A 21,761-nucleotide genomic window follows, 5' to 3' on the forward strand; every position below is an offset into this window, starting at 1 on the left:
GGGGGCGATTTAGCCGTGAAGCAAGCCGTCAATGCGCATGGAAAATCGCGCTTACGATGCAAACTGCCAGCACCTACGTTGTCTGGTCCCTCTTAAAGCTCAACGTTTACAGAAGCGCGATCATGATCGCGATAGTCAACATCGCGAACGCAACCACCCCTATATGAAAAAGATGTGTTCGCCGGCTATTGGTCCTAAAAATTCGAGCCATGACATCACCTCGCGCACCATTGAAGAGAAACGCTTCTCCTACTTAAAGGTTCTGCAGAGGGAGGCCATGCTGCCAATATGACAAACGCAAGGTCTATAGCAGTTCGGAACGAAGGCAGGGTTGCGCCGTTATCCTTGAAAACACGGGGACCGGACGATGATCGAAACTTGGAAAGAATGTGTCATTATCCAGCTTCCCGATCTCGACGGAGTCCAGATCGTCTGGACGCCGGCACGTGCAGCTAGCCTGCTCGGCGAGAGCTGGCCGGTGGATCACGGCCAAGCATTTACGGAGGCACTCAACAAATGCACGGACGCGATGCTGGGCACCTACCCTTGGGAGCAAGCGCGCGCCGCATTCATCGAGGCGATAACAGAGGCTAAGATCAGAAAATTCCAATAGGAGCAAGAATTCCGCACCGGGTCAACGCTCGGCCGAAGGAGCTTCTAATGTCAGAAAAGCGAGGGTCAATAGATCCAGCGTCTGCATTGGCGATTGTCGCAATATCGATGATCGTGGGAGATCTACTGTGCTCCAAACACTTGAGGAGCACATCAAGCGAGATTTCCGCTTTCACCCCCACGCGGGCACAAGGTGACGAGAAACGGGGACGAACCGCGTCGGTTCCTGAGAAACTGCCCGCGCGGGGCTTGCGTGATGTATTTTGGCGGGTCGTCAACGAAATCAAAGAGGACCGGATAGCGTTCGTGGCGGCAGCGGTGACCTTTTATCTAGTTCTTGCGTTGTTCCCTGCACTAGCCGCTCTGGTGTCCCTCTATGGGCTTGTGGCAGACGCTGGGATGATTTCGGAACATTTGGAAGACTTGGCAGTCATACTTCCCCCCGGAGCGTTCGAAATCTTCGCCGATCAGCTTCAAGCCCTGATCGTTCGTCGCGATGCCACCCTTGGGTTCGCGCTTGTTGTAGGGCTGGCGATCGCTTTCTGGAGCACCCGGAACGGCGTCCTTGCGATTTTCGAGGCGATGAATGTCGCCTATGAAGAAAAAGAAAAGCGGGGTTTTTTCAAACTGAACTGTGTGGCGCTTGGCTTTAGCGTATGCGCAGTGTTTGCCGCGGTTTTCATGATAGGCGTTGTCGCATGGATCCCCACATTTTTGCAGTCAGTCTGGCTTGATCCCTGGAAGGAAAGCCTCGTGCTCGTTGCGCGCTGGCCCACCCTTCTCTTGGTATCATTTATCGCGATCATTTCGATTTACCGGTTTGGCCCCAGCAGGCATCCTGCCAAACTAAGGTGGCTAACCTGGGGTGCTGCAATTGCGACGGTCGGATGGGCAATGATGACGCTGGGCTTTTCATGGTATCTTGAAAATTATGCGAACTACGACGCTACATATGGGGCCCTTGGCAGTCTCGTCGGCTTTCTCATGTGGATCTGGCTTTCGGTCATTATTCTGGTGGTGGGGGCGGAGGTAAATGCGGAACTGGAGCACCAAACCGCCCGAGACACCACGACTGGCGCACCTCGACCCATGGGAGAGCGGGGCGCTCAGATGGCCGATACCATTGGAGAAATTCCTCGGTAGCTTCTGCAACCGCCATACACCTTCGATGCGATTTGTCCTCCGCGAAATGGGCGCGCAACATCATATCGTGTCTCAAATCCGCTTGCCCTCCTTAATCGGCTGCTTGTGATCCCAACTCACCCTGTTAGGTTCTCTACCGTGGAAAGCTTCAATGGTCTGCTTGATCGAAAAGCGCTCTGAGTCGGTTCCCGCATGATTCGTTCTTTAGGGATTGCGCGCTCAACCCCTGGAGGCGACTTTCACCAGGGTGCGCTGATTGCTTGGGCCCGCATTCGCCTACCGGCTCGCCATCACTGTGCGGACAGCAGTCGCGCCGTGGCCGAGGCGACTGCACGCTGAAGAATTTTTTGGAGAAAATAACTCGTCGTAAGCGCGGCAGCAATGCTCAGCCAAGTGTTTCGTTTACGGCGTGATGGCAAGACATGCTGCAAATTTGCCTCGCGCGGAACGTCATTCAACCGTGCACGCAGATCCGCAATTTCTCGCCTTAGTGCGGCGATCTGGCTTTCAACAGACGGTCTCCGCTTTGCCATCGCTGTATCGTTAGCTGAGCGATCATCATCAAGTTCAGCAAGATGCTCCCGCAACTGCGCCGGACTTTCGAAACCTCGTGTCCTGATTCTGGTCATCGGTGCGTCCTTTTGCTTTTCGTTGATTTGCAGCAGGGTAACCCGTGTATTCGCTCTAGGTTCCCAATGCCGCCGGCGATCTCCCCAACCTCTGCACCCGAGCGTTCACTATATACTGCCGAGCCTGCCGGACCTCCTTTGTCCTGACCCGGTGATGCATCGTAGCCGCCGTATCGTTTGGAGAGCATTCAATGGAATGAAGTTTCACCCGAGCATCGTGCCGACCCTCCTCGGAACATTTCGCTTTAATGCCGGTTAGGGGCGTAGGCTTTCCTCCGCCAGGCCAGGGACTGGACAATGAATTACGAAAAGATCGGCCGCGCTCTAGTGATGGTCCGCCTGCCGAGGTATCGGCTTCAGTTGGCCGAATTCAGATCAGCTGAGTTGTGCGATCTCCTAGAGAATTATGGACTCGCACTCGTGAGGCGCGACGAGCTTCGATCACAGAATGGTTCAGATGATATGGTCGTCGAATACGAAGAACTGTGTGAATCGTTAGAGGATTACGCTATCAGGCTCATTTCGCGCGCCACTCCGCGCCTCGTTCTTTAAGGGGTCTTCGGCGCAGATATGCGTGTCCACTCGGCGCCTCGAATCGCCTGTCTATCTCTACCTGTAGGCTGAGGAGGCCGGTCTGTCTCATATTCTTCTGCGTCATTAAAGACGTTGCTTATGGAAGTCCAAGGGGGATCGAGCGGGACTGGGTGAGCCGAGTTGGGGGAACCCTCACCACTGATCGGTCCAAAATGGGCAACGGCCCCAGATTCGGAGATGAACGGGATCCGTGCAACATTCGGGCATATCCCAGATGGAGGCAAAAGATTTTCGAGCATGGAGCCGGGATCCGCATGAACATTGATCGAGACGTTCAGCAGGTATCCCCCGGCGCCGCTCTCGCGTTCTTTGCGCGCTCGACCCCATCGAGGCTCACACGCTCGTCGGCCTGTGGCGCGGGTCGGGGATTCCTACGGGCATCCACTGGACGGAGTGCTGGAAAACATCGGGCGGTTCGGCAAGCACTTCCATGCGAACATGCGCGCCGACGCCCTTTTGTTCGAAGCGGGAACCGACACGTTATTCCCCTAAGGTTGGCGGTTCGCCTGGGATTGATCGGCCGAACGTGGGGCGCGCGCCCTTGGCAAGCGATCCGCGGCGATGATTTATGACAGACAACCGATCACGGACCTGTTTCGCCGAAAAGATTATGACCGAGTACTCGCGATGATGAGTTTACAGGGCGATCCGCGGCCTTACTTCTTTCCACTCGCGCCGCGAGCAGAGTTAAGTTCTTCCGATCAGTCCTTGCCGCCTTCGGACCCCGCACAGTGGTCCACAACTTCGGTTTCGGGTCGGTCCTTGCCATCAGAATGCTCTTGTCGCCAACGCCCCTGTCCGTCCTGATACTCTATCTCAACGTCATCACCCACACTCTGGTGTTCACGCGCGGCGATCAGAGCAGCTTGAAGGGCGTCGTCGTGCGAGGGAAAAGTCTCGGAATAGCCATCTCCCGATCTATAGGCCCATCCACCGTCGTGAGGGACGATCTCATATTTCGTTGCGTTCACAACTCCCTCCAATTCCACCGTTGACGGTTTGCCACGCGTGCGCGCGTGTTGCTTTTCTGCCGCTACCGTACTGATGCAAATAGAGCAGTGAAATCAGTTTGCTATCCGAGTGGCAGATTCGATCGACGAGAAACATGGAAGGTCGCTTAATAATCGAGATTCTTGACCGGCAGTGACAAATCGCAACTCTCCTCCAGGAACGAAACTGATTTGTCGAGGTTCAGAGTATGAAGCCTCAGGGGAACGGAAAAGATGGAAAAGTCAATCAAGATGGTCGCGGTTGCAGTGTTAATCGCCTCCGCCGGCGTGCTGATCTGGCTGATTGGCCAGATCTACTGAGGGGTTTCGTCGCGAAGTCAGCACCAGCCATCAGTCTTACATGGTCCCCTTGATCGCCGCCCCACTCGTTGTTCCGAGCTCCATGGTAAACAGCGAGCAAAGTGGGATTTCGTAAGCAGACAGGCCGGCGGCGGAAGTAACCTTCTTCGCGCTAAACGCGCGCCTGATGCGGCACAGACAGGGGACTTTAAGCTTCGTCGATGAGATCGCAGAGCGCACTGATTGCCTCCTTGCGGGCGATATCGCGAGGACGCACGAATGTTGCACTTCGAATGGTAACCAGACCATCGAGCAATATTGCCCATTCCCATTGTTCGACACCGCGCTCAAAAAACTGCACGGATAATCGCTCCGCCGCATATTTGTTCAAACGCCGCCCCCCAATCGCAACCTTGATCGTCGAGCGAAAAGCATTAAGGAGCAAGTCTGCATGCAATGAATTGTGTGTGAACGGTGCGCCGGCGCCCACGTGTCACGCTTCATTTTTCATCTAACGTCACGGTCAGAGCAGCCTCCGCCCCGAGACATAGCCAAAAGGCCATGTAGATCGCGACTGTAACCTGCAACAGCGTCACCCCATTTCAATAAGCGGTTCATTGCCCGCGCTCGTTCGGCCGTGCGCACAGGAGAACGCCACGCTCAGCCTGAAGACCGAAACCCTGGATACTGATGTCCACCCGCTCGCCCAGTGTACCCGTCTTGGATTTCCCGCCGCTCTCGCCCTGGTCCTGTCTCCGTGGACTGCAATGCAGCACCGTTTACGCCTCGATTGAACTTAATTCAGCGTGCCGCATCTCCTCATCGCTTTATTGGGAACGGCCGCTTCAAAGTTCGTTATCTTTGTAAACCATAGAGGAGCCTAGTGGATTGACTCCAACACTTGGAACCCTCTAGCGCGTGCGGCGATGATCTGGGCGGGTCTGCCCTCCATACGAAAGGCTTGGGGTTTTTGTTGTGCTCGACGACGAACCGATTGATGGCCGCCTGCAAGTCGGTAACGGAGCAGAAGACACCATGTTTGAGGCGCCTGCGGGAGAGCTTGGCGAAGACGCCCTCAACGGCATTCAGCCATGAGCTCGACGTCGGGGTGAAGTTGAAGGTCCAGCGTGGATGGCGCTGCAGCCAGCGTCGGACCTCGGGTGTCTTGTGAGCCGCGTGGTTGTCGAGGATCGCGTGGACGACCTTTCCGGCCGGGATTTCGCGCGCCAGCGCGTTGAGGAAGCGGATGAACTCCTGGTGCAGATGGCGCTGCATGTTCCTGCCGAACACGTCGCAACACGGCCCTTCTTTATGGGCAGGCCGGACTGCGTCCTGTCGAGCGCCTGGATCTGGCTATTTTCGTCGACGCTGAGCACCACCGCATGCCCCGGAGGGCTGACATAGAGCCCCACGATGGCCTGGAGTTTGTCGATAAAGGCGGGGTCGTTGGACAGCTTGAAGGCTCGCCAGCGATGCGGTGCCAGGCCGTGGGCCTTCCAGATCTTCTGCACCGTAGCGACGGCGAGCCCCACGGCCTTGGCCATCGCCCGGGCGGTCAGTGTGTCGCCTCGTGGGGCGGCGGTTCTTGGGTCAGTCGCACGACGTGCGCGACCCGGATATCGGCCACCGGCGCCGCATGCCGTAGACTCGCATATGCGCAATCAGAACGGAACCCCAAGCCGGGTGGTGTCTCAATTTGGATTTCGAGTTCGGGTCATTCGCTGAATCTCGACAGGAATGCTGTCATGCTCCGAAAGCGATGGCATCTCTGCCGAACAGAGGCCGGCCGTTGCTTCTCGTAGACAAACCGCGGAAAGCGGTGCCCTATTCCGGATAGGCTTCAGCCCCGCTCGGCGTCGCCTGGTTGAACAGAACGAAGGCGATCACATTGCCGGGCTCCGACGTGGCGTCGCTCCGCAGACCGCCAATCTTGCCATCGACCTGGCTGGTATATTCCGCAACGATCTCACCGAACATGTTGCGCTGGATTGCGATTTTCTGGCCGCGGCTGACCGCGTCCGTCAGCTTCACGAAATGTTCGACAATGCCGCCTGCGGTTGCAAGAACGGGGAAGAGACTGTTGCCCACGAAAATCCCCGTATCGCGTCCGGTGCGTCCCATCGGCCCCTCGATGATGCCGTGCAGCTTGAGCACGTTCATCGTGCCCTCCACGAAGAGAGGGATCATTGTCAGATCAAGGCGCCGGGCATTACCGATCTCGGGCGTGAAGGCCGGAATACCCACCTGAAAGAGGGCGTCCGTAAGAAGACCGGGATACCCGGCATTGTCGAAGATCTGGTCGATCGGGAAAAGTTCCGCCATGGCCCTGATCTCTGGCACGTCCATCTTCGCCAAGTGAAACGCCGGGGCATCGATGCCGGTAAAGCCGGTATGAAAATCAAGGACATAGTCCGAGTTCGGACGGATCAGCCGATTGAACAGAAGACCGGCATGGCGTGCCGGCGCGCCCGGCCCGTTCTCGTCGCCCGGCCAGACACGGTTGAGGTCTACCAGGTCCGCACCGCGACCGGAGTTCGGCCAGCGCCGGCCCATGCTTTCGATCGCAGGACGGGACACATCGAAGACCGCCATGACGGTGCCGCTAATCGCTGCCGGGTCGAGCCCGTTGATGATGGTCTGGACGGCGTGGATGGAGCTCATCTCGTCGCCGTGGACGCCGCTCACCAGCGTGACGCGCCTGCCCGGTTTCGCTCCCCGAACGACGGCGACCGACACCAGCCATGGCTGGCCCGAGGGGCCTTCGACACCGCGAAAGTAGAGGCGATGGAGCTTCCCCCCCTCAAGGTCGGCAACATCGAGCGTGCTGACGACCCTTTTCCCATCGATTACATCGCCGGCGTAGACCGTTCCTTGGGGTGCACTCTGCGCAGGGGGAGCCGCCGTATCCTGTGCCCTCGCAGCGGCCACATTCGCCATGATGGCGGCCGACGCGCCAGCCGTGGCAAGCGATGCGATCATAAAATCCCGACGACCCAAACCGTCCTTGGTTTTATCCGACATGGTTCGATCCTCGATTTGGGTACAGGTGTTTACGACTGCTGTATAATCTCGAGAAACTCGTCGACATGTTAGCTTCTCCCTTCGCTCCATCTCCGCGTCGGCGGCTATCGGCCCAAGGTGCGTGAAGGGCCTAATGTCGAGACTGTCCGAGGTTAGCCCAGGCCGCGCGGTTCCTACGAAAAGCGTTAGGCCAAAAATTTAAACTGAGACACTACCCCAAGCCGGACTCTTTTGTCTCGGTCAATTCAGTAGCATGTCTCAAGCAGCAGACTTCCAGCGTCTTACAGAGGAAATCGAAGCGGGATTGGTTATGTACATGACCGATCCGCGCGTTTCCAACCGTGCCGTCGCGATCGAGATAATCTTGCGAAACTGGCTTACAGCACACCGCTACATAAAGAAGGTGTCGGAACGCACACCCTTCAGGTTGGAGAGTCGCTCAGCACCGCGCTGCACGCTCCAACTCGGTTACCGCTTCGCCGATTTCCCCTTGCGCCTTTTTTTCAAGGCCGATGAAACGGTTTTCGGCGTTCGTGCTTGTGAGGATTAATTCATCCAGCTTGGCTTGGATGGCTTCATTGTCGCGGTTCTGGGTATTCTGCAGGATAAATACCATTAAGAAAGTGATGATCGTGGTGCCTGTATTGACAACCAGCTGCCATGTCTCCGAGAAACTGAACATCGATCCACTGATGGCCCAAACTACAATTACGAAAACGGCCGAAACGAAGACGACAGGCTTTCCAACCCAGTGAGCAATCGTGTTTGCGAACTTCGTAAAGACGGTTTCCATGGCGATTCTTCAAAAAGCATACATTCCCTCTCCAACATCCGCTGGCACCGTTTGTTCCGGAAGCAGCACGGCTCAATGCATCCCGATGCTGGTGAAGAAGACCGCAGGACGCATTCATGCAGTTACGCCTCGCGCCGCAGCGCTCAATGCAAGCTACCCCGAGTGCTTTGCCCGCGGGCGGGATACTGGTGTCGGGGGACTGCGCTCGATCATTTGCAGGGGAACCTAGACTGCCCGCTCGATTTCGCCGGCGATCAGCATGTCAAGACCGCACGGCCGACTCGCTTTTCGCACCAGGCTTGATGGCAAGCTGCTGACTGACGGCGCCTGTCGCAAGCACGGGCCACGCCTTATCCTACCTGTGGCGGTCGTGGTCGCTGACATCGCCATCGAAATGACCGCCAATGAGCAGGCCCTCGGCGTAGCGCAGGCACCCAGATCGAGGAGGACCCGAGCACTCGATGCCACAGGCGTCTGCAGATGAGGAACATTTCCCATGAGAGGCAGTTTGCACGCCAGTGAGACAAGAAAGCAGGCAGTGGTGCTTTGCTGCACAATCGCTCCTGCTACGCCTAGAAGCGAGGCAAGTCATGACATACATTGCATCTCCCAGGACCCAAACGGGCACTGCAGAGCGACTCACCGATTGTTACGAGTGCGTTTCGTCCACACTCGCGGTTCACCGCCCGTCGGGCGCGTTCTCAAAATTTGACACGGAGTTGATTGCTGCGGCGGTTGAGGCGGGGTGGGGTGAAGGCGAAATACGGGAAGCTCTAGATAGTATCCGGTCAGGCAATGCACTCGTAGACCCGGCGAGTAGCGGGGGGCCCGCACATCATGCGGCGACTCCGCCGTCTTTCGAACCTGACTCGCCTGACGCATCGAACGGTTCACAGGAGGGCCGCGAGTCAGCGCAGGGACTACACGAGAGCGCTAAAATGGAAGAGCGACGTGTCGAACGCCAAAAAGGAAGCCCATTGGCCAAGGGAAAAGACCGCTTTGAGGAGCGATCCCGAAGCTCTGACGGAAGAAGTGCAGCAGAGAAGCAAAATCCAGAATGATGAAATATCTTATCTCGACACTCGACACGTCACGACAAGCTTGGGCTAACAATAGTGCGCATCCGATATCGCTGTCCGCGGGAAACTTCAGCCACTGCCCGCCCTCGGCGAAGGTTGGAATTTGGAGCGAAATACGCCCAGAATCATTCGCAATGTGCTTTTCGCCAACCAACCTCCGAGCATGGAAGTTCCGTTACCGCCATTGCTGGCAAAAGTGTACACCGCCTCAGGGGCATGTCCCAGCCAAGGTCACGGCTCAGACGGTCGGCCTCGTCAAGCTGGCGCATGGCGGGCAATAGCTCGCGGCTGACGCGCACCTGGTGATAACGCCTGCCGAGTTATTCCCACATCGGGAAGACCCCACGGGATCGCAGCGAATTCAACGGACGACAATGCGGCCGTCGCTCATCAACATGCACCTATCGCGACGTTGCGGTTCGTCGAGACCACCTATATCCGCGTCTTTGTATATTTCAAATGAAGCGCGCGAGCATTCGTCGAAGCTGCGCATTCTCCTTTTGCAACCGTTGTGCCAGAAGCCGTTTCAGTTCGCGATTTTCTTGCTCAAGCATGGCAAGATCGTCCACGGGAATTTTTAGCGGAACATCCGCCTTCGTGCTCCTAGCGCGACGCCCGCGCATTTGCCGCGGCACATTCAAAACTTGCGGCGCCGTCATCGGCGCAGAGATCGCGTCAACGGGCAAGGCTGAAGCTTCTTCAGCGCAAGCCAAGGGATCACTGGATTGATCCGGGATGTGCGCGACAATGCTGGGAGCATTGTTCGCCATGCATTCCTCTTGCGCGCGGACGTGGTCCGCTCGACTAAGGACGTCAAACAGATGTGCCGCCTCACTCTCCGCCTCGCGCGCAAGAGCCTTCAGATCGGTATCGCCCCAGATAGACGCTGGTCGAACTGCTGAACGCCGGCGAGCCGACTTTACTTCGACGATGAACTTTCGCTGCTGTGGTCTCATCGAAATCCAAATAGTCATGAGCGGCCGACCATAACCCGGTCTGTCAAAACCGCTCGAGCATCTTCTTGAGTTGAGTGTTCTGCAAAGACAGTTTTGCTGCCAGTTCCCGTCTCAGTCGTCTGATGTCCTCGTCCAGCGCGGCAACCTCATCGGAAAACGTTGAGGGCTGCGCAACTTCGGAGCTGTCCAGGCCATACTCGACACCGGCTGCGGGCGCAACACTTCCGGGGCGTCTTTTTCTGGGTCGTGTTTTCCGACGGGTTGGCCGACTGTCGGAGGGCAATTCGCGTTCAAGACTTACACCAGCAGCCAGATCGGTTGTGGGTCGATTGCCTCGGACGCGTCCCTCGACAACGGACGGTTTTTCAGGGTCACGCGCCCTCCCGGGCTCTTTCGACGCGAGCGGCTTCGACTCCTCGGCATCATCAGCCGGAACAATTGGCGCTGCGAAAGAGATTCCAGACGAGGGATGCCTCTGCTCGGTCACAACCTCAGTTGCACCTTCCAGCGGTTCCGTCGCTCTAGCTCGAGACGTCAGATCAAGCAGGTACTTCCATGGCGATTTCATGATGCCTTGTGACCCTGTGCATGGCCGGCCATCCTAGAGATGTGATGACGAAGGCCGATCACGGAACACGACCGGCCCATCACCAAATGCTCAGGCAATTCCGAGCCGCTTGCGCAGATCGGCATTTTCCGCGCGCAGTTTCTCACCAAGCGCCTTTCGCAGCCGCGCATTTTCTTCTTCGAGCTGGAGGAGATCCGCGATTTCGTCCGGTATTGAAACAGGCGCCTCTGTCGACGACTTGGCCGAAGAGCGTGTTTCGGCGGCCTTGGAGGCGCCCTTTGCCCTGGTCTTGGCAGGAGCCATAGACTGCGCCGCAGCCTTCTGATCGGTCGGATTTTCCTTAGGCTTCCTGCCTCTCTTGAGCTTTGGCGCACTTGCCTCCTGCGAGGCTACCTCTAAGCCACCTTTCTTCGCCCTCGGGCCGCGTTTCTTAGGCGCGGCTGCTTCTACCGGCGTGGTCACTTCGGCGACGACGGCGCTGTCGTCCGGTTTGATTTCATCTGCCATGAGTTGTCATCCCTCTCTAAGCCTACATTCTTTTCCGATGGGCGAAGCGCAGAGTCAATTGCACTGGCCAACGCCGTCGAGACATCGCCGATATCGGTGCTACATTGCGTGGCGCTGTAGCACATGAGGAGAGGGGGACAAGAGATGCAGAGTGAGGCTTTCGTGTTTTCATGACGCCAGTGTGCCTGCTCTTGGAAAAAACATGATGTCGGCTGTCCTCGCCTGCCTAAAGTTTAGACCGGAACGGGCTGCCTCTACGGGGGACGTCTCAAGTGGAGTGAGGCAAACCGGCTCGCCGCCAAGGACGCCGGCCATCTAGTTTGTAAGAACCCCGTCAAAGGGCCACTTCACGGCGGCTCTTATAGACCATCGGTTCTCTTCCCCAGGAGGAATGCCCACAATCGCCTTGCGTTGTTAATCGCGTGGACCGTCACGGACGTTGTTGAAATAGGCCCACACAGTCTTCACCCCGCCTTGGTGAATGCGCTCGGCAAATATCCCCAATTCAGCGTCATTGTTTTCGCGTTCGCAAGCCGTGCTGTTGGAAGCAGCAATTGTTCCGTTCTCAGAGTTCAGATGACAGCCACCCGACACTTCAGTGATTGACGTCAGCTGAGAAACGTAGGGTTAACGTAGCTGTTAGCCAGTATCGGTGGGAGATCAGGGCACTGCTCGGACGCGCAAGAATTGCGCAACTTCGATGATGTCGCCTCTCGACGGCAAAGGCTCATGGGCTCAAACAGTTGGCCCGATCTGTCGGTTTATTCCGAACCTAGGGCGGCCGCTCTGACAAGCCCGAAAAAATCAGATGTTCAATGGCACATGTGGAATGAAAGGCCTGTCGATGCGGAACAGTTGGGGCCTTGACGGGTTAATTAGTCTCCAACTTGAGAAAAGGATCGACAAATGGATCATTCCAACCATGTTCGATTGTCCGCCGATCAGCTCACACCCGGTGTGTTGGAAGGCGCGACAGTATACGGTGCAGATGACGACAAAGTGGGCCAAGTCGATCATGTTCACGCCAGCGGCGCAGGTACCAGCGTCGTTATCGATGTTGGCGGTTTCCTCGGTATCGGCGCAAAACCGGTATCCGTTCCGCTGGATGAACTTGAGTTTATGCGGGACGAAGCGGGTGAAGTGCACGCGATCACGCATTGGACGAAAGATCAGCTGAAGGAAATGCCTGAGCACCGCGACCGAGACTGAACAGGCGAATGAAAAGCTCGGCGCGAAGCGCCGATCTTTTCCATCTTTTCCATGCTGTGGCAGAAAAGAGTTTCCGGCCGGGCTAGCAATAACATGAAACTGACACATCCTGGCTTATCAGCAACATGCCATCAAACTTCGATGAAAAGGGCTCCCTCCCTTAGAGCCCCAAAAGAACTCCGGTCCACCAGGCAATTGATCCTGTTTCCCCTCGTCGCGCCGTAAGGCCAGTCGTTGCAATTGCGACGACCCAGAACGGGGGCGATAGACACGCGCCAATTGCAGCAATCGCCGCTTCTCAATGGCCCCGCCCAGGGTGCCCTTTAGCCCATGAAGCCCTATTCCCCGCGTCCATTGGGGTGTATATTCGTTCTATCGCCGGTCTGTATCACGGGCACCGGTGGCTGGAAGATCATCGCGCTTTCGCCCTCGTTTAAGGAGGCAGCGATGATACTTCACCGCAACGATACAATCCTTCCCGATCAAATGAGATTGCTCGACGACGTTTTTGTTGAGCTCCTTCGATCACGCGGCCTGGAGCGATCCAGCAAGGAGGCTGAATTGCTGGCGACGCGATTGATGAGCCTCTACCAAAACGGTATCCGGGAAAAAGATGATCTGCGGCAGATGGCCAGCTACCTCTAGACGTGCGAACCTGGGGCCGAGCGACGGCCCTTCGATATCCAGCTTTTGACCATTTAGCTGCCCTTGCGATCACGCTGGGCGGCTCTTTCTTTTTGCTAGTCGCCTGATCGCCTGTTGAAGGGGTCGTTCCGCCTCACCATAGTCCTTCCAGGCGTCTGTCTTCGCAAGGAGCGCCGGCACCGTGCGCACCGTAAACCGCTTGGGATCGAGGTCGGACTTCACCTGTGTCCAGGTAAGCGGCATCGACACTGTCGCGCCTGGACGCGCACGCGGCGACAGCGGCGCCACAGCAGTTGCCATGCGATCGTTGCGGAGGTAGTCGAGGAAGATCTTGCCACCGCGAAGGCTCTTGTTCATCTTGATGAGGTAGCGGTCGGGATTGTCGCGCGCCATCTGCTGACAGACGTCGTGCGCAAAACCCTTGGCCTCGGCCCATGCGAGAGGCTTACGCTCGTTGCCGGCGAGCGGAGTGACGACATGCAATCCCTTGCCACCCGTAGTCTTGCAGAAGCTCACAAGACCCAGCTCATTGAGCCTGTCACGCATCTCACGCGCGGCGGCAACCACCTTCGAAAAAGGCACGTCGGGTCCTGGATCAAGATCGAACACCAGCCGGCCTGGCACTTCCGGCTTGCCGAGTTCGCAATTCCACGGATGAAATTCGATGCCACCGATCTGGGCGATCGCCGCGAGCCCTTCAATCCGGTCGATTTGCAGGTAAGGCTTCTTATCGCCGTAGACCTTCACCAGTTCGACAAGGTTTGAGGTGCCGGGCATCGCATGGCGCTGGAAAAACTGCTCTCCACCGATACCATCGGGTGCTCGAATGATCGAACACGGCCGACCTTTGATGTGCTCAATGAGCCAGACGCCGACGGCTTCATGATAGCGGGCAAGGTCTTCTTTTGTGACCGGTCGACCGTCCCCGGCATCGGGCCATAGCGACTTCTCGGGACTGGAGATGAGGACGCCCATCACGTCGACTTTCGCGCCTTGGCGACGCGAAGGTTTGTGTTTGGTCACCAAGACAGGTTCCACCGATTTCGCGTTGGTGGGCGGCGCCGGCTCTTCCGTCTCGACCTCGCTGGCCGGCTTATCTTCGCGCAGGCCTTTGAATGAAGCTTGGCGAACGAGACCGTCCCCGGTCCACCCTTCGAATTCGATTTCGGCGACGAGCTCGGGCTTCAACCACGCAACGTCGCCCTGCTTTTTCGGAGCGCCGATACCGGTGAACGGTGACTTCGCCGACTCCAGTGCCTGCAGTTTCGGAAGCAGAATCTCAACTTTCCGGGCGGCATAGCCGGTTCCGACACGACCGACATACACCAAACGATCGGCGCGGTTCACGCCCACCAGTAAGGACCGGAACTTGCCATTGGTCTTGGCGTAACCGCCGATCACGACTTCGTGGCCCGCACGGCATTTGGATTTCGCCCAGGCGTGGGTGCGGCCCGATTGATAGATTGAACCCGCCTGCTTTGAGATAACGCCTTCGAGATGCAACTTACAAGCGGAGCGCAGAACCGCATCACCACCAGATTCGAAATGCTCGACGTAGCGGATGCGGGGATTATCGCCAGCGTTGGCGAGCAGATTCTGCAACCGCTCTTTACGCTCTAGCAATCGCATCGACCGCAAATCTTGACTGCCGTCGAACATCAGGTCGAACGCGAAATAGACGAGGTTGCCTGTCTTCCCTTCCGACAGGGCCGCCTGAAGTGCGGCAAAATCCGGCGCGCCGTTCTCGTCGAGCGCGCAAATCTCACCATCGATGATACCATCCGGCAGTCCGGACGCTACATCGGCGATCTCCGGATACTTCTCTGTCCAATCGAGACCCTTGCGCGTCTTCAGCGTCGCCGTTGCCTCGGCAATACGCATCTGGATGCGATAGCCGTCGAACTTGATCTCGTGCAGCCAATCATCGCCGGCAGGTGGTCGGGAAACTTTCTCGCAAAGCTGGGGATCGATGAAATCGGGGAGGACGGAGGTGGTCAAGGTCGCGAGATCCCCACGCGACCCTTGCTCATGCCGGTCGGCTGCCGCTCCATATTTGCTGTCCCAGGTCGCATCGGCCTCGGCAGCGACATTCGCCATGATAAATGGCTGCGGCTTTCGGCCCCTGCCCTCGGCGATTTTCTCCATGGTGCGGCCAGAGGCCACCGAGGTGGCGTTCTGCTCAAGGATAGCATCTCCATGCGCGTCAACGGAGTGAGCGTCATGGTGCTTGATCAACAGCCAATTGGTCCGTTTCCCCCCATCGCGATCGTTGCGCATGCGGACGAGGACGAAGCTGCCGCACAGGCGCTTACCTTCCAGCGTGAACTTGAAGTCCCCCTTTCTCAGGGCCTCTTCCGGTGACTTCCTGCCTTCCGGCTCCCAGTAACCCCGATCCCACAACATAACGGTGCCGCCACCATATTGGCCCTTCGGGATCGTACCTTCGAAGTCGCCATAGTCGAGCGGGTGGTCTTCGACTTCGACAGCCAGCCGCTTATCGTGTGGATCAAGCGAAGGTCCCTTGGTCACCGCCCAGGATTTGAACACGCCGTCGAGTTCTAGCCGGAGATCATAGTGGAGCCGGGTAGCGTCGTGCTTCTGTATCACAAAACGTCGACGGTTCGACGGCTTGACATGGGCCTCACCGCTGGGCTCGTCGGTCTTCTTAAAGTCGCGCTTGGCACGATATTTTTTGAGATTGTTGGTCATGGAATTCGTCAACTCCTACCACGCACGAACAACACGTCGGCGCCCGCGTGCTTTTCAACGGTTTGACAGTTGAACCAGAGGTTCGACGGCGGGATCGGCCGCTTCTCGGGTTTCGAGCGTCGCTCGGACCGTTACGGGTGCTGTCGTCCGCCATTGCATGTCTCCTGAAGGTTACTCCACAGGATTAGAACGTTCTTCACGGCTTGTTGTTTCGGTGACAGGCCGAGGGTCCACCAAAATGCTTCAGATGGCGACAAAGCGAGTGCCATACTTGCTTCAACTCGGCGCAGACATCCACCTGTTATTGTTGCACGCGCCTGGTCATCGTCAGCTCGACGGCGGGACGAGAAAGCCGAAGCGTTCAACCGCGCGCTAGGCAAATGCAACGTGGAGGCCTGCTTCCTTCGAAGGCAAGACCAGACAGTCCCATGGATCCATCAACGCCACCCACCGGCCTGAGGTGGACGTGGCATTTGGAAGTCCCCGCTGATCCTCCCGGAGGGCGCCTCTCATCCCCGCAGCAGGCCCAGCCAAACGCGTAACCCCAAACGTCCATCCGCCTACCCGTTCGGGTTACGCTGTTCAATTTCCTCGATCAGGCGATCCCTTGTGGCATCGTGCACGTCTGAGGCGACGCTAACGGCACTGCTGTAGATATCCGATGCCACCTCCCTGCCTTCATCCAACAGGTCGGAGGATTGCTGTGCGACGTTGGATTTTACCGTATCAGCCGTATCGCCCAGGAGTTCGTCCTCCACATCCGTATGCGGAAGAGCGGCACCAATTGCGGCACCAACAGCGAATGCAAGCGCCCCTCCCACAAGCGGCTGGTCGCGAAAGTGCGCGAGAATAGCGTCGTTCAGGCGATCTGAGTGCTCCTTGAGGTTCGACGCCGCCGTTGAAGACGAACCGACTACAGTGTTTGCCGCATTCGACGCCCTTTGGGCAACGTCATCCGCGGTGTCCTTAACCCTGCTCCAAGTCGTAGCCGCCCACCCGGTTGAAGCGTCCAGAACCGCACCGGCCTCATCTGTGATTTGGGAGATCTGTTGACCGGTCGCATCCACGAACCCTCGATATGCCTTGCCTCCGGCATCAAGAAAGTTGCCGGCACGCCGGCCGCTGGCGTCGGTCAGAGCTCGAAACCGTCGCCCCGCATCGTCGGCAAAATGACTGTAGTGTTCCTCACCAACCTTTTCAGGCGGGCCGACCCGGCGCACGGAGCCATAGGCAGCATAAAGAGGGTCCTCATCAACCACGGGGGCATTCGACGTCGTAGCTGAGCCTTGCTGGGCGATCAGCCAAGCAAGGCTCACACCCATTAAGGCGACGGGCACTGGATTTGTCTTCATGGCACTGCCAAGATTTCCAAGATACTCGGCACCGCCACTACCCTTCGCGTATGCAATCACCTCGTCAACGAGCTGTCCCGGAGACATACGTTCCTGGATCGCCCCAAGACGTTCTTCGATCCGCTGACGATCCGCCGCGATTTCTTGCTGAAGGTCGGCGGAGGTTCTTTCTGACGATTTATCCATCACATTTTCTCCTTAACGACGTCAACATCGCGACGAAGCGATGCGGTTGTGCGGTCAAGCTTAAGATTGGCGCCCCGCAATGTAGCGAGACCTTTGGAAACGAGAGCCCATGCAATCAGTCCAACCACGAGACCTACGACCAGGCCCGACATGGCATTGGCAGTCACGTCTGCCATTCCGTTGCTGACCAGCACGGCCGCCAGCCCTCCGACCAAGGCGCCTAGCAGGACCGCTACGGCACCGATGGCAAAAATCAGCCCAATAACGAGAACCTCAACTCCGCTTAGAGCGCCAGCGACTTTTTCAGAAGCCTCGGTCTTTGCGAGATCTATCTCTTTTCTCAGGAGGCCGGAGACATCTGAAACAAGCCCACCCACAAGTTCGGACAGTGGAATCTGATCGGTTGCCTTAGCCATTGTGTTTTCCTCCTGCAGCGGTCTGGCTCAGGCCAGCAGGCGTCGTTTTATCATTGTCATTGTCATCCGTTCCCCTGACATCGCGATTGGGTGCGCGCCTTGCGGAAGCTGCAAGAAACCTGCTCGCTGCCACTCCCGCCAGCGCAGCCAACCCCAGAAACGCGACCGGCTGCTTGCGCCCAAAGTCCTCCGCCATCCCGGCAATTTCGCTGAGGTTTCGCCCTTCCATTTTTCGTGCCGCCGCTTCCACGCCCTTGCCGATCTGACTTGCATAGCGACCAATTTCGGGCTGATCGGTGCTTTCCATTTCCTCACCCACCTTCTTCAAGGCGCTTGCAATTGCTCCCGCTTGACGGGCCGCAAACGTCGTGTGCTCGGAAATGGTCTCCTGCACCTTGTCGAGCGCAACGTTCGCACCGTCCTTCACGGCATCCGAAGCAGAAATCAGGTCTTCACTCACGCGTGCCTTCAGGTCACCGAGGCTGGTTGGATTTTGTGCGTGTGCAGTGCTTTCCACAGTCGTGTCTTCGCCAACCGGCACGACGCGGGTTTGGATCTGGTTGGTCGGGTCTGGCATGGATTCCTCCCATGGAATTTCGAGCAGCAACCGCTGCACTTTGATTTCCAACTGCAAGGGATTGCCTTTGTTCCGCCAGCACTGTGGTGGCCGTGCCACTTCGCTTTTTGGCTCGAACGCCCCGGGGGATCGAGGCAGATACCTTCCGGTCCGGGCCACACTACTTACTCGTAATCCGCCGCAGTGCTGACTAAATCCGGCGAACGGATTTGGTTTGCTGCGGGTCGTGAATAGGCCGCCGGCATAAAACTCCGGGGAAGTGTCGTCGATTTCAATGCGCCGACCAAAATGAGCGGGACCGGGCGGCGGCGGCACCGCTGCCAGAGCCGGTTATCGCGAACGGTAGCGGCTCCCGATTTGGTCGCCGCCTCCGGAGATGTTGTTCTTACGACCAATACACCACGGCGGAGCCGCGCGCGCTCCGCATCGATCTGCACAGCCTTTCGGCCCGAGGCGGATGACCAGGACGGCTGCAGCCGCGATACAGACCATGTGCCACATCCAGCCGGCTGAAAACCCTCCCGTCACATCGTGCAGGCTTGACCGGATCAACGGTGGGCAGGCGCTTGCAAAAATGACGCTTTTTGCCACGCGCGCCGACAGGCTTGCGCGCGATAGCGGGGCTAACGAACTCGCCATGTGTGGTGAAGTTCCCTAATGGGACTTCAGTCTGACTCGTCTTGGCAAAGGTCTGAAGTCGATTGTTACGCCGTCGCGCTACGCTAATTTCTTCCTGAGCCCATGCCAAATGAAGACCCGAGAAGAAACATGGGCGGTACCGGCCCAGAGCCGTGCGATCGTCCCTGCGAGCGGCTCTGGTGTCCTTCCCCGATTATCGGTCACCATGGGAGATATCGTTATGTACAAAATCCATGAGCAACCAGAGAGCGACCCGGCAACCGGGCTGCCGATCGCAGTCATGCTTCTATCGGTAGCGGCGATAGCCATTTACCTGGTCGTTGGAGCCGAAATTCTGAGCGACAAGGGTGGCCAGGGAACCGTGTACCTTCCCAAGTTAGAGGCGGAAAGCTCTTCCTAGGCAAGGGAGGCGCAAGATGAGTTTGGTCACGCCAGGGCACGCTTGGAGTGGCCGCTACCGCGCCATCGTGTGTGTTTGCTCACGGCCAACGCCCGCGATTGGACGACCTGTTTTCCTGCTTCGCTCTGGCGTGACCGGCGCTAAATAATCTTCAGGTCCTTGTTAGAAAAGCTTCTGTCGACACCAGCTCAAGCTGCACGGAAAAGCGGCCACCAAAGATCTTCAATGCCGCCTCATGAGTTTCATCCGCGCTGCCGCATATCGCGTCATCGAGCACCACGGTGTGGTAGCCAAGGTCGATCGCACCCAGCATGGTCGCCAACACGCAGACGTCCGTTTCCCCTCCCGAGATAACCAGCGACGTTACCCCATCTTCTCGAAGGGTTGCATTCAAACCTCCGTCCAGCCAGGGAGAATAGCGAGGCTTGTCGAAGATGCGAGCGGGCGGAACAAGCTGGCGGAGCTCGGGAAGGATATCGACCAGGTTTTCGGGCAAATGCTCCCGCGTCATCATCCACCATTTCTCATAGTAAGGCTTCCAGGCACCATCCACGTCTTCGGCTCGCAAAGGAGGAATGAAGCGCGTGAAGATCGTTTTCGCGGCGTGCCGGCTGGAGACCTCGACGACCTGATCCTTTACCCCATCCATCCATGGGACGTGCCACGGCGTGTCTTCCGCGAACATGCGTTGCATGTCCACGCAGATATGCCGCCAGTTGGTCGCCCCATTCATAGCGTCGAACCGGCGCCGGAAGCAGGGAGCGCGCACTCATGTTCCCTCGCCGCGTAAGCTGCGAATATGCGCTGTGCAGCCACGGGATCATATGGACTGCCTTCCAGGAAGTGGTTGATCTGATCGCAGCTGACGCCATAGACCACTTCGCCCGGACGCCGCGGGGCACCGGTATCCAAACCGGCTGTCGGCACCTTCCAGAGGTCCTGATCGAGAAAGGCCCTTCCACGCCCTCTGCCGGCGTTTGCAGGCAGGTTATCCAAGGGTTGGCCCTTATCGGCAATGACCTTGGCATACTCTGCCGCGCATTGCATCGCGTGGACCGCAATGCCGCTGGACCTAAGTTGGTGGGCTACCGGTTCATTGGCGGGCTCATCGGTCACAATGATCAGATCATACCCTTCCGCGGCTGCAACCCTTGCGAGCTCCAGGCCTATCTCAGACGACGCTTCGGGGGTGACGGCCGGGTCACTCGGTCTGTTGCCCATTGATCTGCCTCCCGTTCTTAGGGTTTCAGGACGACCTTGACGCAGCCATCCTTCTTTTCGAGGAACGTCTTGTAGAGACCCGGACCGTCTTTGAGGGATCCAGTATGGGTAATAACGAAGGATGGGTCGATTTCGCCCTTCTGGATGCGCTCCATCAGGATCGGCAGGTAATGCTGGACGGGTGTCTGGGCCATCTTGAATGTAAGGCCACGGTTGATTGCCGACCCCATCGGGATCTTGTCGAGGAAGCCGCCGTAAACCCCGACGATGGAGACCGTGCCGAAGTTGCGGCAACAATGGATCGCCTGGCGCACAACATGCGGACGATCCGTGCCCATGAACGTTGCCACCTTGATCCGGTCAATGCGGGCATCCCAGCTGGCTGCGGGATCGGACTCGGTCCCGACCGCGTCGATGCAGGCGTCCGCACCGCGGCCGTTGGTCAGTTCCATGATCCGGTCATAGATGTCCTTATCCATGTAATCGAGTGTAATGGCGCCTGATGCTTCGGCCAGAGCGAGCCGTTCGGGTACCGTGTCGATGGCGATGACGCGCTCGGCCCCGAGTATGAAGGCCGACTTGATCGCCATCTGGCCGACCGGCCCGCAGCCCCAGATGGCGATGGTGTCGCCTGGCTGGATGTTGCAGAAATCAGCCGCCATATACCCGGTCGGGAAGATGTCCGACAAAAACAGCACCTGCTCATCGCTCAAGCCGTCCGGGACCTTGATCGGCCCGACATCGGCGTAGGGTACGCGAAGGTATTCCGCCTGCCCGCCGCTGAAACCTCCAAGCAGGTGCGTATAACCCAAAAGGCCAGCGGGAGAATTTCCCCACATCTTTGTGACCTTTTCCGGCTTCGGATTGGAGCGCTCGCAACCCGAAAAGAAGCCGCGCGTGCAGAAGAAGCATTCGCCGCAAGCGATGGTGAACGGCACGACGACCCTGTCGCCCACCCTCAGCTTCTTGTTGTCCTTGCCGACCTCGACGACTTCGCCCATGGTTTCGTGACCCATGATATCGCCGCTGTGCATATCCGGCATTATGCCGTTGTACAGGTGCAGGTCCGACCCGCAAATCGCGCAGGCGGTGACTTTGATGATCGCGTCCCGGGCGTCCTCGATGCGAGGATCGGGTACGCTGTCGCAACGGATGTCATGCTTTCCGTGCCAGGCCAGGGCTTTCATGTGTCGATCCTTTCAAGGGGCGGGGCGGG

Annotated in this window: 21 protein-coding genes and 1 pseudogene; 7 read left to right on the plus strand and 15 right to left on the minus strand. The window is 57.8% G+C overall.

Annotation, left to right across the window (positions count from 1 at the left end):
• Positions 1–367: 367 nt before the first annotated feature.
• Both LPJGGPFB_RS23825 and LPJGGPFB_RS23830 read left to right on the plus strand, forming a co-directional pair.
• Complete coding sequence (locus LPJGGPFB_RS23825) at positions 368–613, plus strand: DUF982 domain-containing protein (protein ID WP_173422451.1); 246 nt, start codon at positions 368–370, stop codon at positions 611–613.
• A 47-nt stretch (positions 614–660) separates the two neighbouring features.
• A complete protein-coding gene (locus tag LPJGGPFB_RS23830) occupies positions 661–1,755 on the plus strand; it encodes a YihY/virulence factor BrkB family protein (protein ID WP_173422452.1) in 1,095 nt (364 codons plus the stop codon).
• A 290-nt stretch (positions 1,756–2,045) separates the two neighbouring features.
• Here the strand turns inward: LPJGGPFB_RS23830 and LPJGGPFB_RS23835 are convergent, their stop codons facing one another.
• A complete protein-coding gene (locus LPJGGPFB_RS23835; protein WP_173422453.1) occupies positions 2,046–2,384 on the minus strand; it encodes a hypothetical protein in 339 nt (112 codons plus the stop codon).
• Positions 2,385–3,371: 987 nt separating this feature from the next.
• On the opposite strand from LPJGGPFB_RS23835, the gene LPJGGPFB_RS33625 reads away from it, so the two are divergent.
• Both LPJGGPFB_RS33625 and LPJGGPFB_RS33200 read left to right on the plus strand, forming a co-directional pair.
• Complete coding sequence (locus LPJGGPFB_RS33625) at positions 3,372–3,470, plus strand: hypothetical protein (protein ID WP_345791066.1); 99 nt, start codon at positions 3,372–3,374, stop codon at positions 3,468–3,470.
• A gap of 69 nt (positions 3,471–3,539) precedes the next feature.
• Positions 3,540–3,785, plus strand: coding sequence for a DUF4334 domain-containing protein (locus LPJGGPFB_RS33200; protein ID WP_234903019.1), 246 nt, complete (start codon positions 3,540–3,542; stop codon positions 3,783–3,785).
• On the opposite strand, the gene LPJGGPFB_RS23845 is transcribed toward LPJGGPFB_RS33200, so the two are convergent.
• The 7 genes and pseudogenes from LPJGGPFB_RS23845 to LPJGGPFB_RS23875 all read right to left on the minus strand — a co-directional run bounded on the left by LPJGGPFB_RS23845 (position 3,680) and on the right by LPJGGPFB_RS23875 (position 11,191).
• Positions 3,680–3,949, minus strand: coding sequence for a DUF2188 domain-containing protein (locus LPJGGPFB_RS23845; RefSeq protein WP_173422454.1), 270 nt, complete (start codon positions 3,947–3,949; stop codon positions 3,680–3,682). The two genes, LPJGGPFB_RS33200 and LPJGGPFB_RS23845, sit on opposite strands and share 106 nt — an antisense overlap.
• A 526-nt stretch (positions 3,950–4,475) precedes the next feature.
• Positions 4,476–4,757, minus strand: coding sequence for a hypothetical protein (locus LPJGGPFB_RS23850; RefSeq protein ID WP_173422455.1), 282 nt, complete (start codon positions 4,755–4,757; stop codon positions 4,476–4,478).
• A gap of 390 nt (positions 4,758–5,147) precedes the next feature.
• A pseudogene (locus LPJGGPFB_RS23855) lies at positions 5,148–5,900 on the minus strand (transposase); the annotation flags it as partial.
• 191 nt (positions 5,901–6,091) lie between these two features.
• Positions 6,092–7,288, minus strand: a complete 1,197-nt coding sequence (locus LPJGGPFB_RS23860; RefSeq protein ID WP_173422456.1) for a M14 family metallopeptidase — start codon at positions 7,286–7,288, stop codon at positions 6,092–6,094.
• A 439-nt stretch (positions 7,289–7,727) separates the two neighbouring features.
• Entirely contained in the window at positions 7,728–8,081 is a 354-nt protein-coding gene (locus LPJGGPFB_RS23865) for a low affinity iron permease family protein (RefSeq protein ID WP_173422457.1), read from the minus strand.
• 1,534 nt (positions 8,082–9,615) lie between these two features.
• Entirely contained in the window at positions 9,616–9,930 is a 315-nt protein-coding gene (locus LPJGGPFB_RS23870; RefSeq protein ID WP_173422458.1) for a hypothetical protein, read from the minus strand.
• 844 nt (positions 9,931–10,774) lie between these two features.
• On the minus strand, positions 10,775–11,191 hold the full coding sequence (locus LPJGGPFB_RS23875; RefSeq protein ID WP_173422459.1) for a SyrB-like regulator: 417 nt from the start codon (positions 11,189–11,191) through the stop codon (positions 10,775–10,777).
• 906 nt (positions 11,192–12,097) lie between these two features.
• Here LPJGGPFB_RS23875 and LPJGGPFB_RS23880 point away from each other — a divergent pair.
• Complete coding sequence (locus LPJGGPFB_RS23880) at positions 12,098–12,400, plus strand: PRC-barrel domain-containing protein (protein WP_173422460.1); 303 nt, start codon at positions 12,098–12,100, stop codon at positions 12,398–12,400.
• A 447-nt stretch (positions 12,401–12,847) separates the two neighbouring features.
• Positions 12,848–13,045 carry a hypothetical protein gene (locus tag LPJGGPFB_RS23885; protein WP_173422461.1) on the plus strand — a complete coding sequence of 66 codons (198 nt, stop codon included), beginning with the start codon at positions 12,848–12,850 and terminating at the stop codon, positions 13,043–13,045.
• A 69-nt stretch (positions 13,046–13,114) separates the two neighbouring features.
• Here LPJGGPFB_RS23885 and ligD read toward each other — a convergent pair whose 3' ends face one another.
• From ligD to LPJGGPFB_RS23905, 4 genes are all read right to left on the minus strand, one after another.
• Complete coding sequence (gene ligD, locus LPJGGPFB_RS23890; protein WP_173422462.1) at positions 13,115–15,754, minus strand: DNA ligase D; 2,640 nt, start codon at positions 15,752–15,754, stop codon at positions 13,115–13,117.
• A gap of 560 nt (positions 15,755–16,314) precedes the next feature.
• Positions 16,315–17,292, minus strand: coding sequence for a DUF3618 domain-containing protein (locus tag LPJGGPFB_RS23895; protein WP_173422463.1), 978 nt, complete (start codon positions 17,290–17,292; stop codon positions 16,315–16,317).
• Entirely contained in the window at positions 17,292–17,708 is a 417-nt protein-coding gene (locus LPJGGPFB_RS23900; RefSeq protein WP_173422464.1) for a phage holin family protein, read from the minus strand. The genes LPJGGPFB_RS23895 and LPJGGPFB_RS23900 overlap by 1 nt, the downstream gene beginning before the upstream one ends.
• The gene (locus LPJGGPFB_RS23905; RefSeq protein WP_234903020.1) at positions 17,701–18,342 is read right to left on the minus strand and encodes a nutrient deprivation-induced protein; all 642 of its coding nucleotides are present in this window, start codon (positions 18,340–18,342) and stop codon (positions 17,701–17,703) included. The genes LPJGGPFB_RS23900 and LPJGGPFB_RS23905 overlap by 8 nt, the downstream gene beginning before the upstream one ends.
• 802 nt (positions 18,343–19,144) lie before the next feature.
• Between LPJGGPFB_RS23905 and LPJGGPFB_RS23910 the strand changes: the two genes are divergently transcribed.
• The gene (locus LPJGGPFB_RS23910; protein ID WP_173422465.1) at positions 19,145–19,324 is read left to right on the plus strand and encodes a hypothetical protein; all 180 of its coding nucleotides are present in this window, start codon (positions 19,145–19,147) and stop codon (positions 19,322–19,324) included.
• 151 nt (positions 19,325–19,475) lie between these two features.
• Here the strand turns inward: LPJGGPFB_RS23910 and LPJGGPFB_RS23915 are convergent, their stop codons facing one another.
• From LPJGGPFB_RS23915 to LPJGGPFB_RS23925, 3 genes are read right to left on the minus strand one after another with little or no spacing between them, the layout of a single operon-like run.
• Positions 19,476–20,057 carry a cysteine hydrolase family protein gene (locus LPJGGPFB_RS23915; RefSeq protein WP_173422466.1) on the minus strand — a complete coding sequence of 194 codons (582 nt, stop codon included), beginning with the start codon at positions 20,055–20,057 and terminating at the stop codon, positions 19,476–19,478.
• Positions 20,054–20,545 carry a hypothetical protein gene (locus tag LPJGGPFB_RS23920; RefSeq protein WP_173422467.1) on the minus strand — a complete coding sequence of 164 codons (492 nt, stop codon included), beginning with the start codon at positions 20,543–20,545 and terminating at the stop codon, positions 20,054–20,056. The genes LPJGGPFB_RS23915 and LPJGGPFB_RS23920 overlap by 4 nt, the downstream gene beginning before the upstream one ends.
• Positions 20,546–20,562: 17 nt before the next feature.
• On the minus strand, positions 20,563–21,732 hold the full coding sequence (locus LPJGGPFB_RS23925; protein WP_173422468.1) for a zinc-dependent alcohol dehydrogenase: 1,170 nt from the start codon (positions 21,730–21,732) through the stop codon (positions 20,563–20,565).
• Positions 21,733–21,761: the final 29 nt, after the last annotated feature.

The organism is Ensifer adhaerens, assembly GCF_013283195.1.
In the GTDB taxonomy this organism is placed as follows: domain Bacteria; phylum Pseudomonadota; class Alphaproteobacteria; order Rhizobiales; family Rhizobiaceae; genus Ensifer; species Ensifer adhaerens_G.

Bases quoted from the DNA above. Each gene is read 5' to 3' on its own strand.
- LPJGGPFB_RS23910 (WP_173422465.1), top strand. From the start codon at position 19,145: ATGTACAAAATCCATGAGCAACCAGAGAGCGACCCGGCAACCGGGCTG.
- ligD (WP_173422462.1), bottom strand. From the start codon at position 15,754: ATGACCAACAATCTCAAAAAATATCGTGCCAAGCGCGACTTTAAGAAG.
- LPJGGPFB_RS23915 (WP_173422466.1), bottom strand. From the start codon at position 20,057: ATGAATGGGGCGACCAACTGGCGGCATATCTGCGTGGACATGCAACGC.
- LPJGGPFB_RS23920 (WP_173422467.1), bottom strand. From the start codon at position 20,545: ATGGGCAACAGACCGAGTGACCCGGCCGTCACCCCCGAAGCGTCGTCT.
- LPJGGPFB_RS23865 (WP_173422457.1), bottom strand. From the start codon at position 8,081: ATGGAAACCGTCTTTACGAAGTTCGCAAACACGATTGCTCACTGGGTT.
- LPJGGPFB_RS23895 (WP_173422463.1), bottom strand. From the start codon at position 17,292: ATGGATAAATCGTCAGAAAGAACCTCCGCCGACCTTCAGCAAGAAATC.
- LPJGGPFB_RS33200 (WP_234903019.1), top strand. From the start codon at position 3,540: ATGATTTATGACAGACAACCGATCACGGACCTGTTTCGCCGAAAAGAT.
- LPJGGPFB_RS23825 (WP_173422451.1), top strand. From the start codon at position 368: ATGATCGAAACTTGGAAAGAATGTGTCATTATCCAGCTTCCCGATCTC.
- LPJGGPFB_RS23925 (WP_173422468.1), bottom strand. From the start codon at position 21,732: ATGAAAGCCCTGGCCTGGCACGGAAAGCATGACATCCGTTGCGACAGC.
- LPJGGPFB_RS23880 (WP_173422460.1), top strand. From the start codon at position 12,098: ATGGATCATTCCAACCATGTTCGATTGTCCGCCGATCAGCTCACACCC.
- LPJGGPFB_RS23900 (WP_173422464.1), bottom strand. From the start codon at position 17,708: ATGGCTAAGGCAACCGATCAGATTCCACTGTCCGAACTTGTGGGTGGG.
- LPJGGPFB_RS23860 (WP_173422456.1), bottom strand. From the start codon at position 7,288: ATGTCGGATAAAACCAAGGACGGTTTGGGTCGTCGGGATTTTATGATC.
- LPJGGPFB_RS23830 (WP_173422452.1), top strand. From the start codon at position 661: ATGTCAGAAAAGCGAGGGTCAATAGATCCAGCGTCTGCATTGGCGATT.
- LPJGGPFB_RS23870 (WP_173422458.1), bottom strand. From the start codon at position 9,930: ATGGCGAACAATGCTCCCAGCATTGTCGCGCACATCCCGGATCAATCC.
- LPJGGPFB_RS23835 (WP_173422453.1), bottom strand. From the start codon at position 2,384: ATGACCAGAATCAGGACACGAGGTTTCGAAAGTCCGGCGCAGTTGCGG.
- LPJGGPFB_RS23885 (WP_173422461.1), top strand. From the start codon at position 12,848: ATGATACTTCACCGCAACGATACAATCCTTCCCGATCAAATGAGATTG.
- LPJGGPFB_RS23875 (WP_173422459.1), bottom strand. From the start codon at position 11,191: ATGGCAGATGAAATCAAACCGGACGACAGCGCCGTCGTCGCCGAAGTG.